The organism is Streptomyces sp. NPDC050418 (assembly GCF_044458745.1).
Classification (GTDB): Bacteria; Actinomycetota; Actinomycetes; order Streptomycetales; family Streptomycetaceae; genus Streptomyces.
The window spans coordinates 171,473-187,028 of the sequence record NZ_JBITIG010000010.1; the positions used below are offsets into that span (position 1 = coordinate 171,473).

Genomic DNA, 15,556 nt, shown 5'->3' on the forward strand with positions numbered 1-15,556 from the left:
GACAGGAGACGGGGTGGGGCGTGTGGGTACGGGTCCGGCAAGGGCGAAGGGTGATCCGCGGGATGAGCTGGCGGCGCGGCTGAGGGCGTTGCAGGAGTTCTCGGGGCATGGGGTGCGGGCGCTGGCGCGCGAGGCCGGGCTGAGCTCGTCGTCGCTGTCGCGGTATCTGGGCGGGCAGACCGTGCCGCCGTGGCCCGCGGTGCTCGCGCTGTGCAAGGTCGTACGGCGTGATCCGCGGCCGCTGCGGCCGGTGTGGGAGCGGTCGTCGAGTCCGCTGCCCGCGCCGCCGCGCTCCAGCCGGCTGGTCACTCCCCCGCTGCCCGCTCCGGCCGCCGGACCGAAGGACGTTCCGCCGCCGCGCAATGATCTGCCGCGGGACGTGGCGGACTTCACCGGGCGCGAGAAGCAGCTCGCCGCCGTGCTCGATGCCGTGGAGGCGCATCGGGTGGTCGCCGTGGACGGGATGGCGGGGGTCGGCAAGACCTGTCTCGCCGTGCACGCGGCGCACCGGCTCGCGGACACCTTTCCCCAGGCGCAGCTCTACCTGGATCTGCACGGCTTCACGGAGGGCCGCGAGCCGCTCGGTGCGGATCCGGCGCTGCGGGCGCTGCTCTCCGCGCTCGGCGTGCCCTCCGAGCGGATTCCGCAGGAGGGCGGAGTCGAGCCGCTCGCCGCCGTGTGGCGGGCGGAACTGGCGCACCGGCGGGCCGTGATCGTGCTCGACAACGCTGCCGACGCGGAGCAGGTGCGGCCGCTGCTGCCCGGGGCGGGAGCCTCGGTGGCCCTGATCACCAGCAGGAACCGGCTGGTGGGTCTGGACGAGGTACCGCCGGTCTCGCTGGAGGTCCTCACGCCCGAGGAGAGCGCGGAGCTGCTGCGCCGGGCCAGCGGTGACGCGGGTGGGCCGGAGAGCCGGCTCGGCCGGGATCCGGGGGCGACGGCCGAAGTGCTGCGGCTGTGCGGGCAGTTGCCGCTGGCGCTGCGGCTCGCGGCGGCGCGGCTGCGGCACCGGCCCGGCTGGACGGTCGGGGTGCTCGTGGAGCGGCTCGCGGAGGGGCCGGGCGAGTTCGACACGGCGCTCGCCATGTCCGTACGGCAGTTGGACCATGCGACGGGGCGGCTGTTCCGTCTCCTTGGGCTCGTGCCCGGGGAGACCTTCGACATGTATGTGGCGGGGGCGCTCGCCGATGTGCCGCCGCGCGCGGCGCGGGAGATGCTGGAGGATCTGCTCGACGCGCATCTCGTGCAGGAGCGCTCGCCGGGCCGCTACCGGCTGCACGACCTCGTGCACCAGCACGCGCGGCGGGCCGGTGCGGTGCAGGATCCGGCGGCGCTGCGCGAGAAGGCGCTGCGGCGGGTCCTCGACCACTACGTGCACACGGCCGCGGCGGCGGATGCGGCGATGCCGTTCCTCGCGGGTACGCGGGGGCCGTCGGCCGGTGAACCGCCCGCTTCGGTGCCTTCGTTCGCCGACAAGCGGGCGGCGCTCGGCTGGTACATGAACGAGTACACGAACCTGATCGCGGCCTTCGAGGCGGCGGTCGCGACGGGCGCCGACCGGCATGTGTGCGAGCTGCCGCGCTTCATGCGGACGTACTTCGCGCGCCGCTGCGGCACCACGCACCTCAACTTCCTCTTCGAGCGCTCGCTCACCGCCGCCCGCCGGCTCGGCGACCCGTGGCAGCTCGCGGAGGCGCACAGCGACCTCGGGTTCGCGCGCTACAACGCGGGGAGGATGGCGGAGGCGGATGCCGCGTACGCCTCGGCGCTCCCCCTCGTGGCCGAGACGGGCGATCTGCGCTCACGCGCCGAACTGACGATGCGGCTCGGCTACTTGAAGTGGGACGAGGGCCAGGTCACCGAGCCGCTCGGGCTCTTCCGGCAGGCGGCCGGCCTGTACGAGGAGGCAGGGTCCGCGACCGGGGCGGCTCACGCCAGGGCGTACGAGGCGTGGGCGCTGCTCCAGCTGGGGCATCACGAGGAGGCGGCCCGTCTCGCGCGCGAGGCCCTGGCCGTACCGCACACGGATCCCGCCTGGCCCCCGGCCCTGACGGCCCGGATCACGCTCGGCGTCGCACTCGCGCCGGACTCCCCCGACGAGGCCGTGGACCATCTGCAGCACGCCCTCACAGTCGCCCGCGAGGACCGCCACCCGCACAACGAGGCCTGGTCCCTCAACTGCCTGGGCGTGGCCCTGCGCCGCATGGGCCGCCACGAGGAGGCCCTCGCGGCGCATCGCGAGGCCTTCGCGCTCCTCGACGCCCTCTTCGAACACCACTGGAAGATCCACTTCCTCAACGACTACGCGGAGACCTGCCGCTTGGCGGGCCTCCTGACGGAGTCCCTGGCCCTCCACACGGAGGCCTTGGCCCTGGCCCCCCGCACCGGCAACCGCCACGCGGAGGCACTCGCCCACGAGGGCCTGTCCCTCCTCCTGGAGGAGACGGATCCCGAAGCGGCAGGGCGGCATCGGGAGGCGGGGCAGGGGCTTCGTGGGGAGTTGGCGGTGGTGTAGGGGCGCCTGCGGTGGTGTAGGAGCTCCTGCGGTGGCGTAGGCGCCTGCGGTGGTGCACGGGCGGGTGCCGCTGTCAGGAGGCGGGCGGGCGTGGCGCTTCCGCCAGCTCCCGGAGGTGCTCATTGCGGCGCTCGATGAGCCGCCGCATGTACCGGCCGAGGACGGCGGCCTCGGCCAGGGTGCCCAACGGGCCGAAAGGGGCGGCGAATTCGACGGTGTCGCGCATCACCGTGCCCTGTCCCGCCTCGTCCGGGGCGAAGTCATGCGTGTGCACCCATCGTGCGAACGGGCCCGCCACCTGCTCGTCCACGAAGTGCGACGGGCGGTCGTACGCGCTGATCCGCGAGGTCATCCGCCACGGCACACCGAAGTGCCGGGCCCGCCAGGTGACGGTCTCCCCCAGTTGCATCCGGCCCGCGCCCACCCCGCCGACGATCCGTTCGGAGCTGTCGGCCATCGACGCGGTGTGCACATCGACGTCCAGGGAGAGGTCGAAGACGGCTTCCGGTGGGGCGGCGATGCGGGTGACGGTCTCGAAGCGGATCATGGGGGACTCCAGGCGGCGGGGTGTGCGACGACGACACCGGCCATCTTCACGGGGACAGGGCATCCGCCCGGCACCGGCCACCCCTCTGCACCTGGCCTCGCCGTATGCTCGCCGGACGCACAGCCTGGTGGGGAGAACGATGCGGGAGTCCGTGGCGAGCCGGCGGCGCCGGCTGCTTGCCGCCGTGCTTGCGCGCGGCGAGGTCGGCCTGCGGGAACTCGCCGCCGAACTGGGCGTCTCCGTGGTCACCGCACGACGGGACGCGGAGGAGCTGGCCAGGGCCGGGCAGCTCCGGAGGGCGCACGGGGTCGTGCGGGCCATCGGCGGCCCGGCGGCCACCGTCTCCGAGTCCGCCCTGCCTTCCGGCACCACCGTCGCGCTCATCGTCCCCGAGCTCCACTCGTACCTCAACGAAGCGCTGTACGGCGCGCGCCGCGTGCTGGAAGGCGCGGGCCTGCGGATCGCCGTGCACACCGTGCCGCGCGCCGACGTGGGGACCGAGCGGCAGCTGGTCGAGCGGGCGCTCACGGAAGGGGCGCGCGGTCTGATCGTCGCCCCGCGGTGGCGCAGCAGAGCCGCCGAGGAGGCCGATGCGGCATGGCTCGCGGACACCGGCGTACCGACCGTGCTGCTCGAACGCCGCCCCGGCCCGGACAGTCCGCTGGCCACGCTCGACTCGGTCTGTTCCGACCACCGGTACGGAATCGGGCTCGCGGTCGGCCACCTCCTCGCCCTCGGCCACCGGCGGATCCTCCTCGCCGCGCGCGACGACAGCCCCACCGCGCGGGCCGTGCGCGCGGCCTTCGACACGGTGGTGGCGCAGCGGCCCGGGGTCGTGTCCGCCGGTACGGTCCTCAGCTCCCCCGACGCGGGATCCGCCCCGCACGCGTCGGGGCGCGGGGTCGACCTCACGGCCGTACTGGCCGGACAGGGTGCGACCGGGGTGATCGGCCACAGTGACGCCGATGCCCTGGTGCTTGTGCGTCAGTTGACACGGGCAGGGGTGCGGGTCCCCGAGGACTGCTCCATGATCGCGTACGACGATGTGGTGGCTGCTCTCGCCGATCCCCCGCTGACGGCCGTCGCGCCGCCCAAGGCCGAAGTGGGCCGGATGGCCGCCGAGTTGCTGCTGCGGCGGATCGGGGAGGTGGCGGCGGGCGTGGGCGTCTGGCCGACGCAGCGCCTTGAGCTGCTGCCGCGGCTGGAGGTACGGGAGTCGACCGGGCTCTGCGCAGACCCTCTCTGATCGTTTGACTGTTTCCCTTTCGGATCTTCGCCGCATTGACCCCGGCCCGGCAGCGACCGACGATTCCCGTACGTCATCAGCAGCCAAGGGAATCCCGAATGCCTGCAATTCCCCGTACGCCGGAAAGGCCCTCCGCGGCCTTCGCCTTCTCCCCCGGCGCTGCCCGTGCGCTCCTCACCCCGGAGGCCGTCGCGGCCTTCGACGAGGTCTGTGCGCTCGCGCCGGAGCCCCTGCACGAGTTCGGCAGTCCGGCGGCCAGGGAGGTCCTGAGCACGACCGAGGTACTGATCACCGGCTGGGGCTGTCCGCCCCTCGACTCGGACGTGCTCGCCGCCGCGCCCCGGCTCAGGTCGGTCGTACACACGGCCGGTTCGGTACGCGGCCTGATGACCGACGCCGCCTGGGAGCGCGGGATCGAGATCACCTCGGCCGCCGCGGCCAACGCGCTGCCCGTCGCCGAGTACACGGTCGCGATGATCCTGCTCAGCGGCAAACGCGTCCTGGAGACCACCAGCGGCTTCCGCACCGCGCGCACGGCGGTCGACTGGTCGCTCGTGCCGTACAGCGTGGGCAACTACCGGCGTACGGTCGGCATTCTGTCCGCGTCGCTGATCGGCCGTCGCGTGATCGAGCTGCTGCGCCCGTACGATCTGCGGATCCTCCTGTACGACCCGTTCGTCACGGCCGACGAGGCGACCGCGCTCGGCGCCGAACTCATGGGCCTGGACGAGCTGTTCGCGCTCAGCGACACGGTCAGCGTGCACAGTCCGCTGCTGCCCGGGACGCATGGCCTTGTCAGCCGGGAGCTGATCGGTGCGCTGCGGCACGACGCCGTGCTGATCAACACCGCGCGCGGTCCCGTCGTCGACCACGACGCGCTCACCGAGGCAGCTCTCGCCGGCCGGATACGCGCCGTACTGGATGTGACCGACCCCGAACCGCTGCCCCCCGAGCACCCGCTCTGGACCTGCCCGAACGTCACGCTCACCCCCCATCTCGCCGGCTCCCAGGGCAACGAGTGGGCACGCCTCACCGACCTCGCGGTCGAGGAGCTGCGGCGCTGGGCCGCGGGCGACGGCTTCGCCCATTCCGTAGGACGTGAACGATCGGCCTTCCTCGCATGAGCGTTGCGACGCCCGCATTCGCCCTGCCCCCGGAGGACCGCACCCTCAGCCCCCGCACCGGCTGCACGCGCGCGCACTGGGAGGCCGTCGCCGACGGTCTCGTCGATTCGGCATGGCGGTGGGCCACTCCGGGCGGCGCGCTGCTCGATCTGCCGGGCAGACCGTCGCAGTCCGGGGTGCGCTCGGACGGCCTGGAAGGGTATGCCCGTACGTTCCTGGCGGCCGGATTCCGCGTCGCGGGGGCCCGAGGGGCCGATCCGCACGGCTGGTTGGAGCGGTACGCCGAAGGGCTCGCCGCCGGTACCCGTACGCCCGGGCGCGACGACACGGAGTCGTGGCCGGTCATCCGCGACATCCACGTGGCGGGCCAGCCGATGGTCGAGTCCGCGTCCGTGGCACTCGGACTGCGGATGACCCGGCCGTGGCTGTGGGACCGTCTGGACGGCGCTGTGCAGGACCGTGCCGAGGACTGGCTGCGGGGTGCGCTGCGCCGGCTCCCCGCGCCCAACAACTGGTACCTCTTCCCGTTCACGGTCGCCGGGTTCCTGGAGTCCGTGGGCCGCGGGGACGCCGAGACGGCGCGGGCGCGCGAGCGCGGTCTCGAGCTCCTGGAGAGCTGGTACCGGGGTGACGGCTGGTACGCGGACGGCGACGGACGGGCCTTCGACCACTACAACGGCTGGGCACTGCACCTGTATCCGCTGCTCGACGCGCAGCTGGCGGGGTCGGGGTCCGGGGTGCACGGGGAGCGGCTGCGGGAGCATCTGGCGGGCTTCGGGCTGCTGTTCGGCGGGGACGGGGCGCCGCTGTACATGGGCCGTTCGCTCACGTACCGGTTCGCGGCCGCGTCGGCCGTGGGGCTCGGCGCGGTCACGGGCGACACCCCGTGGAGCCCCGGCACCTCCCGCCGCCTGATCAGCGGCTCGTTGCGCTACTTCCTCGACCGCGGCTCGGTGGACGCGGACGGTCTGCTGACTCTCGGCTGGCACGGCGCGCACGAGGCCTCGCTCCAGCGCTACTCCGGTCCCGCCTCGCCCTATTGGGCCTCGAAGGCGTTCGTCTGTCTGCTCGCGGGCGAGGACGATCCGCTGTGGACGGCCGAGGAGGAGCCCGCGCCCAGCGAGAGCGAGGACCACTGCCTCGCGCTGCCCGCCCCCGGCCTCCTGGTGCACAGCACGCGGGCCGACGGGATCGTGCGCGTGCACAACCACGGCAGTGATCACGTACGGCCCGAGGAGGGCGAGTCCGCGGCGCAGGACGATCCGCTCTACGGCCGTCAGCACTATTCGACCCGCACCGGCCCCACTTCGGCCGCCAACACGGCCGACAACCACTTCGCCGTCTCGCTCGCCCCGACGTCTGGTGACGGAGTACGCAGCGTCCGGCGCCGGATCCATCCGCTCGGCGCGGGCGGCGGGGACGGCTGGGGCTGGGCGGCCTCGTGGCACCGGCCGGTGTTCCCGTCGGGCCCGCCGATGGTGCCCGGGCTGCGGGTCGAGTCGGTGACGGTCGCGTACGGACCGTACGAGCTGCGCGTGCACCGGGTCCTCGGCGCACCGCCCGGAGCGCGGGTGGAGCAGACGGGGTGGGCGGTCGGGCCGGAGGAGGGGCTCGGATCCGGACTGCATCCGCTGTACGGATGGTCGGCGGCGGACGAGCAACGGGCGCCGCAGGGGACGGCGTTCACGCGGTGGGCGGTGGTGCCGCGGCTGAGCGGGGAGGGCGGGAACGGGCTGTATGCCTGCCTCGCGGCGCTCACGGGGACGCCGGTCGCCCTGGGCGGGGTGGTCGAGAAGACCACCGCGTCCGCGCGGGAGGTGCAGGTCGGCTGGGCCGATGGCGCACGCACCCGGATCTCGTTCGGCCCGGTGACCGTCACCCACGCATGACAAGGGGGCGGACCGCCAACGGCCCGCCCCCACCGGCTAGTTCACGCCGCGTCACGCACCACGTGCTCCGTCGGGGGAATCACTCGGGCTCAGTGGTCGTCCCAGTGCCCGTCGTGCCCCGCGTGCCGGTGGCCGTCGTGCACGTAGTCGACGTGGTCGCCGTGCGGTACGGCGACGTGGCCGCAGTCCGCGCCGTGCTGGTGGGCGTGGTCGGTGTGGGTGCTGTGGGCGGCCGGTTCGCACTCGTCGATGTGGTCCTCGTGGACGCGGTGCAGATGGCCGTCGTGCGCGTAGTCCATGTGGTCCCCGTGCGGGAACGCCACGTGCCCGCAGCCGTCGCCGTGCTGGTGGGCGTGGGCGGCGTGGGGGGCGTGTGCGGTGGTCATGCGGTGCTCCTGGTGGGTGTGCGTCGCAACCCTGGGCGGCAGGGTGCCCGGCGGCGGGAACACGAGAGGTGTCCGCCGCCAGGCATCCTGCCTCCCTGCGGCCGCGCAGGGCGTGCCCTCGGCGCGTTCGGGCGAGTCGGCAAGGGCGGGCGGCCGGCAGGAGCCCGACACTCCGCCCACCCCGCCCACCCTTGGCAGCACCACCCCCCATACGGCACCCTTCAGCAACGTGTCCGATCTTCCTGAGGCCCCAACCGACGTGCCCGGCCGCATGGTTGTGTGCGGTGATGATGCGCTGGCCCAGCGGCTGGCCGGGGAGTTGCGGGAGGTGTACCGGGAGCGGGTGACGCTTGTGGTGCCGCCCGCGGGGAGCCGGGCGCCACTGCCGCTCACCGGGCGGGAGCGGGCCGGGGCGCTGCTCGGGCGGTTCTCGGCGGCGCTCGGGCGCGGCGGGGCGCCCCAGACGGCGAACGGGGAGCGGCTCCTCGAGGCCGCCGAGCTCACGGACGAGGTGCTCGCCGAGGCGGGCGTCGCGCGGGCGGCCGCGCTCGCGCTGGTGAACGACGACGACGAGACCAATATCCGCGCGGCGCTCGCCGCCCGCCGGCTCAACCCGCGACTGCGGCTCGTGATCCGGCTGTACAACCGGAAGCTGGGCCAGCATCTGGCCGAGCTGCTGGATCAGGCGGCGTTGCTGGCGGATCCGGAGCTCGCCACGCGGGACGTGTCGACGACGGTGCTCTCCGATGCCGACACCGCCGCCCCCGCCCTGGCCGCCGCCGCGGTGGCCGGCACACGCAAGGTGCTGCAGGCCGACGGGCTGCTGCTGCAGGCCGTCGAGCAGCAGCCGGGCCGCGACGGGACGGCCTCCGACGGACTGTGCACGCTGGCGCTGCTGTCCGGCACGCGAGGCGAGGACGGGCCCCAACTGCTGCCCGATGACGCGGCGGTGGAGGCGGCGGCCGGGCGCGGCACCGTCGTCCTGCAGGCCGTCCGCCACCTCGCGCCGCCGGTCGCGCCGGGCCGCCTCGCCGGGCGCAGCGCTCCGCTGCGGGAACTGTTCTCGCGACGGCTGCGCTGGTCGCTGGCCGGTCTCCTGGCCGCGGTGCTCGGCCTCGCGGTCGCGTCGTGGATCACCACGAAAGACCACCCGCTGCACGCCACGTATCTGACGCTGCTCGACCTGTTCGCGCTCAACGATCCCGCGACGGACCAGCCGCACAGCCGCCAGATCCTCCAACTGCTCGCCGCGCTGGCCGGGTTGCTGCTGCTCCCGGTCCTGCTGGCCGCCGCCCTGGAGGCGTTCGGCACGTTCCGTACGGCCTCGGCGCTGCGGCGCCCGCCGCGCGGACTCTCCGGCCATGTCGTGCTGCTCGGCCTCGGCAAGATCGGCACCCGTGTCCTGACCCGGCTGCGGGAGCTCGACATCCCCGTCGTCTGCGTCGAGGAGGACCCGGAGGCGCGCGGCATCCCGCACGCACGGCGTCTCCGCGTGCCGGTGGTGCTCGGTGACGTGACCGAGGAGGGCGTCCTGGAGGCGGCGAAGATCCACCGCGCGCACGCCCTGCTCGCGCTGACCAGCGTCGACACGACGAACCTGGAGGCGTCCCTGTACGCACGGTCGGTCAAGCCGGATCTGGGGGTCGTCCTGCGGCTGTACGACGACGAGTTCGCCACGGCCGTCTTCCGCACCCTGCGCGCCGCGCACCCCGGCGCCAACACCCGCAGCCGCAGCGTCACGACGCTGGCCGCGCCCGCGTTCGCCGGGGCGATGATGGGACGCTCGATCCTGGGCGCGATCCCGGTGGAGCGCAAGGTGCTGCTGTTCGCCGCGCTGGATGTCGCCGACCACGCCGAACTGCGGGACCGTACGGTCGCCGAGGCCTTCCGGCCCGGCGCGTGGCGCGTGGTCGCCCTGGACACCTCGGCCCCCGCGCAGCGCCTGCCCGACCTCTCCGCCGGCCCGTCCCCGTACTCCCAGGGCCATGCCTCGGGCCTCGTATGGGATCTGCATCCCGGGCAGATGCTCACCGCGCAGGACCGTGTGGTGGTCGCGGCGACGCGGCGTGGCCTGGCCGAACTGCTCGGGCACCGGCAGGAGTCGGGCCGGGTGGCGGCGCCGCGCACGGCCGGTCCGCAGTAGGGCGCCTTCAGCGTCCGGTCGCGCCGTCGATCCGTTCGCGCAGGATGTCCGCGTGGCCCGCATGGCGGCCGGTCTCCTCGATGAGGTGCACCAGAGCCCAGCGGGCGCTGGGGGCGCGGCGGCCGGCGGGGGCGGTGGGGACGGGGGCGGCGAGGTCGGTGCAGCGGTCGAGGACCGCGTTGGCGCGGCGGACCGTCTCCTCGTAGCGGGCGACGACGTCCTCGACGGTGTCCTGCGGCGGCGCCTGGAAGGTCGCCTGCCAGTTCGTGATCCGTTCGCCGAGGAACGTCGCGCGCTCCACGTGGTCGAGGTGGTGCAGCAGCCCGAGGAGGTTGGTGCCCGAGGGCACCTGGGCGCCGCGGACCTCGGGTTCGGGCGCGCCGGCGACCTTCGCGGCGACCGAGCTGCGCAGGTAGTCGAGGAATCCGCGCAGGACGTCGGCTTCGCTGTCGGCGGTACGGGGCGGTGGCTGGTCGCGCCGGGTGGTGCGGGGCATGGGGTGCGCCTCCTTCAGCGGCGGTGGACCCCCAGTGTCGGCAGCGGGCGGCGGCCCCGGCCAACGGACTTGCCGTTCCGGCAAACCGCCCGCACGACGGCTCTCGATACACCGCCGCACGCTTCAGCAGACGGCGGACACCGAGCCGCCCCACGCCGCCACCCTCACACCGCATCCTGATGCAACAGCCGCGCCAGCAGGTCGTCCAGGCTGACGAGGCCCGAGAGGTGGCCCGCGGGGTCGCGGACCACTGCGAGGGTGGCGCGGTGGCGGCGGAGTTCCTCCACCGCGTGGGCGACCGTGTCCGTGGGCTTCAACTCCGCGACCGGGCGGGCCAGTGCGCCCGCCGTGGCCGAGCGGCCGCGGGCCCGGGCGACCAGGACGTCGCGGGCGTGCACGGAACCGAGGACGCCGCCGTCGCCCCGCACGAGAAGCCGAGTGCGGTCGCTGTCCGCGGCGATCCGCAGGATCTCCTCGGCGTCCGCCGCGGCGGGTGCCCAGGTGATCGCGGCCGTCGGCACCAGCAGCGCGGAGATGGGTGTCTGGGGTGCGGTGAGCGAGCGGGTCAGGAGGCCCGAGTCGGCCTCGCTGATGAGGCCGAGGCGCTCCGACTCCTCGACGAGGTGGGTGAGCTGCTCGCGGTTGTGCACGGAGGCCAGCTCGTCGCGCGGGGTGACGCGGCACAGCCGTACCAGCGCGTTGCTCACCTTGTTGAGGACCCAGAGCAGGGGCCGTACGGCCTTGACGATCGCGCGGAAGGCCGGGGTGAGCAGCATCGCCGAGCGCTCCGGGTGGGCGATGGCCCACGACTTGGGCGCCATCTCACCGACCACCATGTGCAGGAACACGACAAGGATCATGGCGACGGCGAACGCGATGCCGTAGCTCAGCCCCGCGGGCAGCCCGAGGTCCGCAAGGAGCGGGTCGAGCTCGTGGGAGATGGCCGGTTTGGAGACCGCGCCGAGACCCAGGGTGCAGAGCGTGATGCCGAGCTGGGCGCCCGCCAGCATCAGGGACAGCTCGCGCATCCCGGCGAGCGCGGCCTTGGCGCCGCGCTGCCCGGCGGCCGCCGCCTGTTCGACGCGGTGCCGCCTGGCGGCGACGAGGGCGAACTCGGCGGCGACGAAGAAGCCGCTGCCGACCAGGAGCAGCAGCGTCACGAAGAGGGCCATGGGGAAGCTCATGCCGGGTCCTCCTCGCCGGCGGCCGCCGCGGGTTCCGTACGCAGGCGCACCGTCTCGGGTACGTGGCGGTCGAGTGTGAGGACGTCGACCGCGGCGCGCCCGCCGTCCGGCAGTTCGACGCTGAGGTGGTCGCCGATGGCCGGGAAGCGGCCGAGGCGGTCGATGATCAGGCCGGCCACGGTGTCGTAGTCCTCCTCCTCGGGCAGCTCGATGCCGGTGGCCTCGGCGACCTCGTCGAGGCGGCGGCCCGCGTCGACCAGCCAGCCGGGTCCGTCGGCGACGGCGATCTCGACGACCCGGTCGGACTCGTCGGCGATGTCGCCGACGAGTTCCTCCGCGATGTCCTCGTAGGTGACGATGCCCGCGACTCCACCGTGCTCGTCCAGCACGACGGCGAACTCGTCGTCGCGCTCCCGCATCCGCGTCACCGCGTCCGGCAGCGGCAGGGTGTCGGGCAGCAGGAGGGGGCGGCGGGCCAGTTCGCCGGCCGTGACCCGCTCGAAGCGGGCGGCGGGCAGCCGCATCAGCTCCCGTACGCCGAGCACACCCGCCACGTCGTCGGGGTGGTCGCCCATGACCGGGTAGTTGGAGTGCCCGTGCGCCGCGATCAGGCCGACCGCCTCGTCGGCGGTGGCGTCCTTGCGGACGAAGGTGACATCGGCGCGCGGGATGAGGACCTCGCCCAGGGTGCGCTCGGAGAACTCCAGGGCGTGGTCGAGGAGTTCGGCCGTGTGCCGGGGCAGATGGCCCTCCTCGTGGGACTCGCCGATGAGATGGCCGAGCTCCTCCAGGGTGGCGCCGTGGTGGAGCTCCTCGACGGGCTCGATGCCGACCTTGCGGAGCAGCCGGTTCGCCACCGAGTCGAAGACATGCACGACGGGGCCGACGACCTTGAGATACGCGAGCGTGGAGGCGGCCAGCGCCTTGGCGAGACGCTCCGGGACCGCGAGCGCGAGGTTCTTGGGCGCCAGTTCGCCGAGCACCATCTGCAGCACGGTCGCCACCACGAAGCCCACGACGACGGAGATCACGGAGATCGTGCCGGCGGAGAGTCCGCTGCCGTCGAGCAGGGGTTTCAGGAGCCCGGACACGGAGGGTTCGGCGAGGAAGCCGACGACCAGACCGGTCACGGTGATGCCCAGCTGGGCGCCGGACAGCATGAACGACAGGCGGGCGAGGACCTTCAGGGCCCGGGCCGCCCGCTTGTCCCCCGCCTCGGCCTCCCGGGCGAGCGCGAGACGGTCGGCGGCGACGTACGCGAATTCCTGGGCGACGAAGTAGCCGGTGCCGGCGGTCAGGACGAGCACGGCGAGCAGTCCGAGGGCGGCGCTCAGCATGGGGTGCCCCGGTGGGCGGGGGCGAGGTCCGTCGGTCTGGCGGACAAGGAGTCTCTCCGATACGTGGGTGACGGGGGCGGGACGGGTGGCTCGTGGGATCGATTCTCGGCGCCCTCGGCGTGCGGCGCCTCCGCTCGCCGGGCCTGGGGGCCGGCGAGCGGATCAGGGGCGGGGCTCACGCCAGGGCGGGCGCCGGGCCGACCAGCTCGGACAGCACGTCCTCCATCGTGACGAAGCCGAGGACGGTGCCCTTGTCGCCGGTCACCGCGGCCAGATGGCTGCCCTCCGCGCGCAGCGCCGTGAGCGTGTCGTCCAGCGGGGTGTCGATGCGGACGCGGGTCACGGCGTGGAAGGCGTCGGGCGGGAACGGCAGGTCGCGGTCGGCGGCGCCGAGGGTGTCCTTGATGTGCAGATAGCCGAGCAGCGCACCGCCGGCGCCGGTCACCGGGAAGCGCGAGAACCCGGCACCGGCGGCCACCCGCTCCAGGCGCGCGGGGGTGATCTCCGCGCCGACCGTCAGGAACCTGCCGGCCGGCACCAGGATCTCGCCGACCGGGCGCGTGCCCAGCTCCAGGGCGTCGCGCAGCCGCTCGCCGTCGGCGGGCGCGAGCAGCCCCGCCTCGCTGGAGTCGGCCACCATGCGGGCGAGCTGGTCGTCGGTGAACACCGACTCGACCTCGTCCTTGGGCTCGACCCGGAGCAGCCGCAGCAGCGCGTTGGCGAAGGCGTTGATGCCGAAGACCACCGGACGCAGCGTGCGGGTGAGCGCGACGAGCGGCGGGCCGAGCAGCAGCGCGGTGCGGGCGGGGGCGGCCAGCGCGATGTTCTTCGGGATCATCTCGCCGATCAGCATGTGCAGATACGTGGCCACGGTCAGGGCGAGCACGAACGCGATCGGGTGGACGAGCGCACCGGGCACGTGCGCCGCCTCGAAGACGGGCTCCATGAGGTGCGCGATGGCGGGTTCGGCGACGGCGCCGAGGACCAGCGACGAGACGGTGATGCCCAGTTGGGCGGTGGCCATCAGGGCCGAGAGGTGTTCGAGGCCCCACAGCGTGAGCCGGGCGCGCTTGTTGCCGTCGTGCGCGTACGGCTCGATCTGGCTGCGGCGCACGGAGATCAGCGCGAACTCGGCGCCGACGAAGAACGCGTTGGTGAGGAGGGTGAGGGCGCCGATGGCCAGCTGGAGGGTGGTCATCGCAGGGCCTCCTGGGCCATCGGGGCGTCCGGTGTGTCCGGTGCGTCCGGTGCCGGCACGGCGGCCGCCGCGGCGGCATCAGGTGACATGGCCGGTGCGGTGATCCGCACGCGGCCGGCCCGGTGGTGCTCGACCGCGAGCACGTCCACGCGCCAGCCGCCGACGTCCAGGGCGTCCCCCTGGTCGGGGATGCGCGACAGACGGGTGGCGACCAGACCGGCCACGGTCTCGTACGGCCCCTCCGGGGCGCGCAGTCCGATCCCGGCGAGCTGGTCCATCCGGGCGCCGCCCTCGGCCTCCCACTGCACACGGCCCGTGGCGTCCGTGCCGGCGGGGCGCAGATCAGGGGTCTCGACGGGGTCGTGCTCGTCGCGGACCTCGCCGACGACCTCCTCGACGATGTCCTCGACCGTGGCGACCCCGGCCGTCCCTCCGTACTCGTCGATGACGATCGCCATCGTGCGGGTCGCCCGCAGCCGCTCCAGGAGCCGGTCGGCGGGCAGGCTGTCGGGGACCAGGAGCGGGTCGGTGACCAGGGCGGTGATCGGGGTGGTGGCGCGCTCGGCCGGTTCGAGGGCGAGGACGTCGCGGATGTGCACGGTGCCGATGACCTCGTCGAGGCCGCCCCGGTAGACGGGGAAGCGGGACAGGCCGGTGGCGTACGTGAGGTTCGCGGCGTCGGCGGCCGTGGTGTGCGCCTCCAGCGCGCGGACGTCCACGCGCGGCGTCATCACGTTCTCCGCGCTGAGCTCGCTCAAGTGCAGGGTGCGCACGAACAGTTCGGCCGCGTCCTCTTCGAGGGCGCCTTCGGCCGCGGAGTGCCTGGCGAGGGCGATGAGCTCGTCGGGGGTGCGGACGGAGGCAAGTTCCTCGGCGGGTTCGAGGCCGAGGCGGCGTACGAAACGGTTCGCGGTGCCGTTGAGATGGCGGATGAACGGGCCGAACGCCGTGGTGAATCCGCGCTGCGGGCCCGCGACGACCTTGGCGACGGCGAGCGGGCGGGAGATCGCCCAGTTCTTCGGGACCAGCTCGCCGACGACCATCAGGACGACGGTGGAGAGCGCCACCCCGAGCACCGTGGCGACGGTGGAGGCCGCGCCGCCGAGGCCGAGCGCCGTCAGGGGGCCGCGCAGCAGCGAGGCCAGGGAAGGCTCGGCGAGCATGCCGATCACCAGCGAGGTGACGGTGATGCCGAGCTGCGCGCCGGAGAGCTGGAGCGTCAGCGACCGTACGGCGCGCAGCGCACCGCCCGCGCCCCGCTCGCCCGCCTCGGCCGCCTGTTCCAGGGCGCCGCGTTCGACGGTGGTCAGCGAGAACTCGGCCGCGACGAAGACCGCGCAGGCCAGCGTGAGCACGACCGCGAGCACCAGCAACAGCACTTCACTCACCGCGCCACCCCCGATCCCCATTGGCTCGATCCGGTGGACGGGCAGGGCAGGGCACAGCTGGTACTGGGAGGTTCACCCATCGCGGGTCGTTCACTCCTTCTCG

At 73.9% G+C, this 15,556-nt stretch carries 12 protein-coding genes; 5 read left to right on the forward strand and 7 right to left on the reverse strand.

From position 1 onward, the window contains the following. The first annotated feature begins 13 nt into the window (after window positions 1–13). Entirely contained in the window at window positions 14–2,515 is a 2,502-nt protein-coding gene (locus ACIBI4_RS24850; protein WP_399206224.1) for a tetratricopeptide repeat protein, read from the forward strand. Window positions 2,516–2,588: 73 nt separating this feature from the next. Here ACIBI4_RS24850 and ACIBI4_RS24855 read toward each other — a convergent pair whose 3' ends face one another. Next, the gene (locus ACIBI4_RS24855) at window positions 2,589–3,062 is read right to left on the reverse strand and encodes an SRPBCC family protein (protein WP_399206225.1); all 474 of its coding nucleotides are present in this window, start codon (window positions 3,060–3,062) and stop codon (window positions 2,589–2,591) included. A 139-nt stretch (window positions 3,063–3,201) separates the two neighbouring features. Between ACIBI4_RS24855 and ACIBI4_RS24860 the strand changes: the two genes are divergently transcribed. The 3 genes from ACIBI4_RS24860 (at window position 3,202) to ACIBI4_RS24870 (ending at window position 7,321) form a co-directional block, all read left to right on the forward strand. Further along, window positions 3,202–4,308 (forward strand): substrate-binding domain-containing protein, encoded by a 1,107-nt coding sequence (locus ACIBI4_RS24860; protein ID WP_399206226.1) that lies wholly within the window; start codon window positions 3,202–3,204, stop codon window positions 4,306–4,308. Between the two features lie 98 nt (window positions 4,309–4,406). Beyond that, window positions 4,407–5,432 (forward strand): hydroxyacid dehydrogenase, encoded by a 1,026-nt coding sequence (locus tag ACIBI4_RS24865; protein WP_399206227.1) that lies wholly within the window; start codon window positions 4,407–4,409, stop codon window positions 5,430–5,432. Beyond that, window positions 5,429–7,321, forward strand: coding sequence for a DUF2264 domain-containing protein (locus ACIBI4_RS24870; protein WP_399206228.1), 1,893 nt, complete (start codon window positions 5,429–5,431; stop codon window positions 7,319–7,321). Before ACIBI4_RS24865 ends, ACIBI4_RS24870 begins: the two co-directional genes overlap by 4 nt. A gap of 89 nt (window positions 7,322–7,410) precedes the next feature. Here ACIBI4_RS24870 and ACIBI4_RS24875 read toward each other — a convergent pair whose 3' ends face one another. Further along, a complete protein-coding gene (locus ACIBI4_RS24875; RefSeq protein ID WP_399206229.1) occupies window positions 7,411–7,707 on the reverse strand; it encodes a hypothetical protein in 297 nt (98 codons plus the stop codon). A 271-nt stretch (window positions 7,708–7,978) separates the two neighbouring features. On the opposite strand from ACIBI4_RS24875, the gene ACIBI4_RS24880 reads away from it, so the two are divergent. Beyond that, window positions 7,979–9,850 (forward strand): potassium channel family protein, encoded by a 1,872-nt coding sequence (locus tag ACIBI4_RS24880; protein ID WP_399206386.1) that lies wholly within the window; start codon window positions 7,979–7,981, stop codon window positions 9,848–9,850. A gap of 7 nt (window positions 9,851–9,857) precedes the next feature. Here the strand turns inward: ACIBI4_RS24880 and ACIBI4_RS24885 are convergent, their stop codons facing one another. The 5 genes from ACIBI4_RS24885 to ACIBI4_RS24905 form a co-directional block, all read right to left on the reverse strand. After that, complete coding sequence (locus tag ACIBI4_RS24885; protein ID WP_399206230.1) at window positions 9,858–10,346, reverse strand: DUF664 domain-containing protein; 489 nt, start codon at window positions 10,344–10,346, stop codon at window positions 9,858–9,860. A gap of 164 nt (window positions 10,347–10,510) precedes the next feature. Continuing rightward, window positions 10,511–11,530 (reverse strand): hemolysin family protein, encoded by a 1,020-nt coding sequence (locus ACIBI4_RS24890; RefSeq protein ID WP_399206231.1) that lies wholly within the window; start codon window positions 11,528–11,530, stop codon window positions 10,511–10,513. Then, window positions 11,527–12,867, reverse strand: coding sequence for a hemolysin family protein (locus ACIBI4_RS24895; protein WP_399206232.1), 1,341 nt, complete (start codon window positions 12,865–12,867; stop codon window positions 11,527–11,529). The genes ACIBI4_RS24890 and ACIBI4_RS24895 overlap by 4 nt, the downstream gene beginning before the upstream one ends. Before the next feature lie 175 nt (window positions 12,868–13,042). After that, window positions 13,043–14,065, reverse strand: a complete 1,023-nt coding sequence (locus ACIBI4_RS24900) for a hemolysin family protein (RefSeq protein ID WP_399206233.1) — start codon at window positions 14,063–14,065, stop codon at window positions 13,043–13,045. Further along, the gene (locus tag ACIBI4_RS24905) at window positions 14,062–15,453 is read right to left on the reverse strand and encodes a hemolysin family protein (RefSeq protein ID WP_399206234.1); all 1,392 of its coding nucleotides are present in this window, start codon (window positions 15,451–15,453) and stop codon (window positions 14,062–14,064) included. Before ACIBI4_RS24905 ends, ACIBI4_RS24900 begins: the two co-directional genes overlap by 4 nt. Between the last annotated feature and the right edge of the window lie 103 nt (window positions 15,454–15,556).

What these genes read in the sequence shown, in the direction of transcription:
- ACIBI4_RS24855 (WP_399206225.1), bottom strand. Translation starts at nt 3,062, where the DNA reads ATGATCCGCTTCGAGACCGTCACCCGCATCGCCGCCCCACCGGAAGCC.
- ACIBI4_RS24860 (WP_399206226.1), top strand. Translation starts at nt 3,202, where the DNA reads ATGCGGGAGTCCGTGGCGAGCCGGCGGCGCCGGCTGCTTGCCGCCGTG.
- ACIBI4_RS24865 (WP_399206227.1), top strand. Translation starts at nt 4,407, where the DNA reads ATGCCTGCAATTCCCCGTACGCCGGAAAGGCCCTCCGCGGCCTTCGCC.
- ACIBI4_RS24870 (WP_399206228.1), top strand. Translation starts at nt 5,429, where the DNA reads ATGAGCGTTGCGACGCCCGCATTCGCCCTGCCCCCGGAGGACCGCACC.
- ACIBI4_RS24875 (WP_399206229.1), bottom strand. Translation starts at nt 7,707, where the DNA reads ATGACCACCGCACACGCCCCCCACGCCGCCCACGCCCACCAGCACGGC.
- ACIBI4_RS24880 (WP_399206386.1), top strand. Translation starts at nt 7,979, where the DNA reads ATGGTTGTGTGCGGTGATGATGCGCTGGCCCAGCGGCTGGCCGGGGAG.
- ACIBI4_RS24885 (WP_399206230.1), bottom strand. Translation starts at nt 10,346, where the DNA reads ATGCCCCGCACCACCCGGCGCGACCAGCCACCGCCCCGTACCGCCGAC.
- ACIBI4_RS24890 (WP_399206231.1), bottom strand. Translation starts at nt 11,530, where the DNA reads ATGAGCTTCCCCATGGCCCTCTTCGTGACGCTGCTGCTCCTGGTCGGC.
- ACIBI4_RS24895 (WP_399206232.1), bottom strand. Translation starts at nt 12,867, where the DNA reads ATGCTGAGCGCCGCCCTCGGACTGCTCGCCGTGCTCGTCCTGACCGCC.
- ACIBI4_RS24900 (WP_399206233.1), bottom strand. Translation starts at nt 14,065, where the DNA reads ATGACCACCCTCCAGCTGGCCATCGGCGCCCTCACCCTCCTCACCAAC.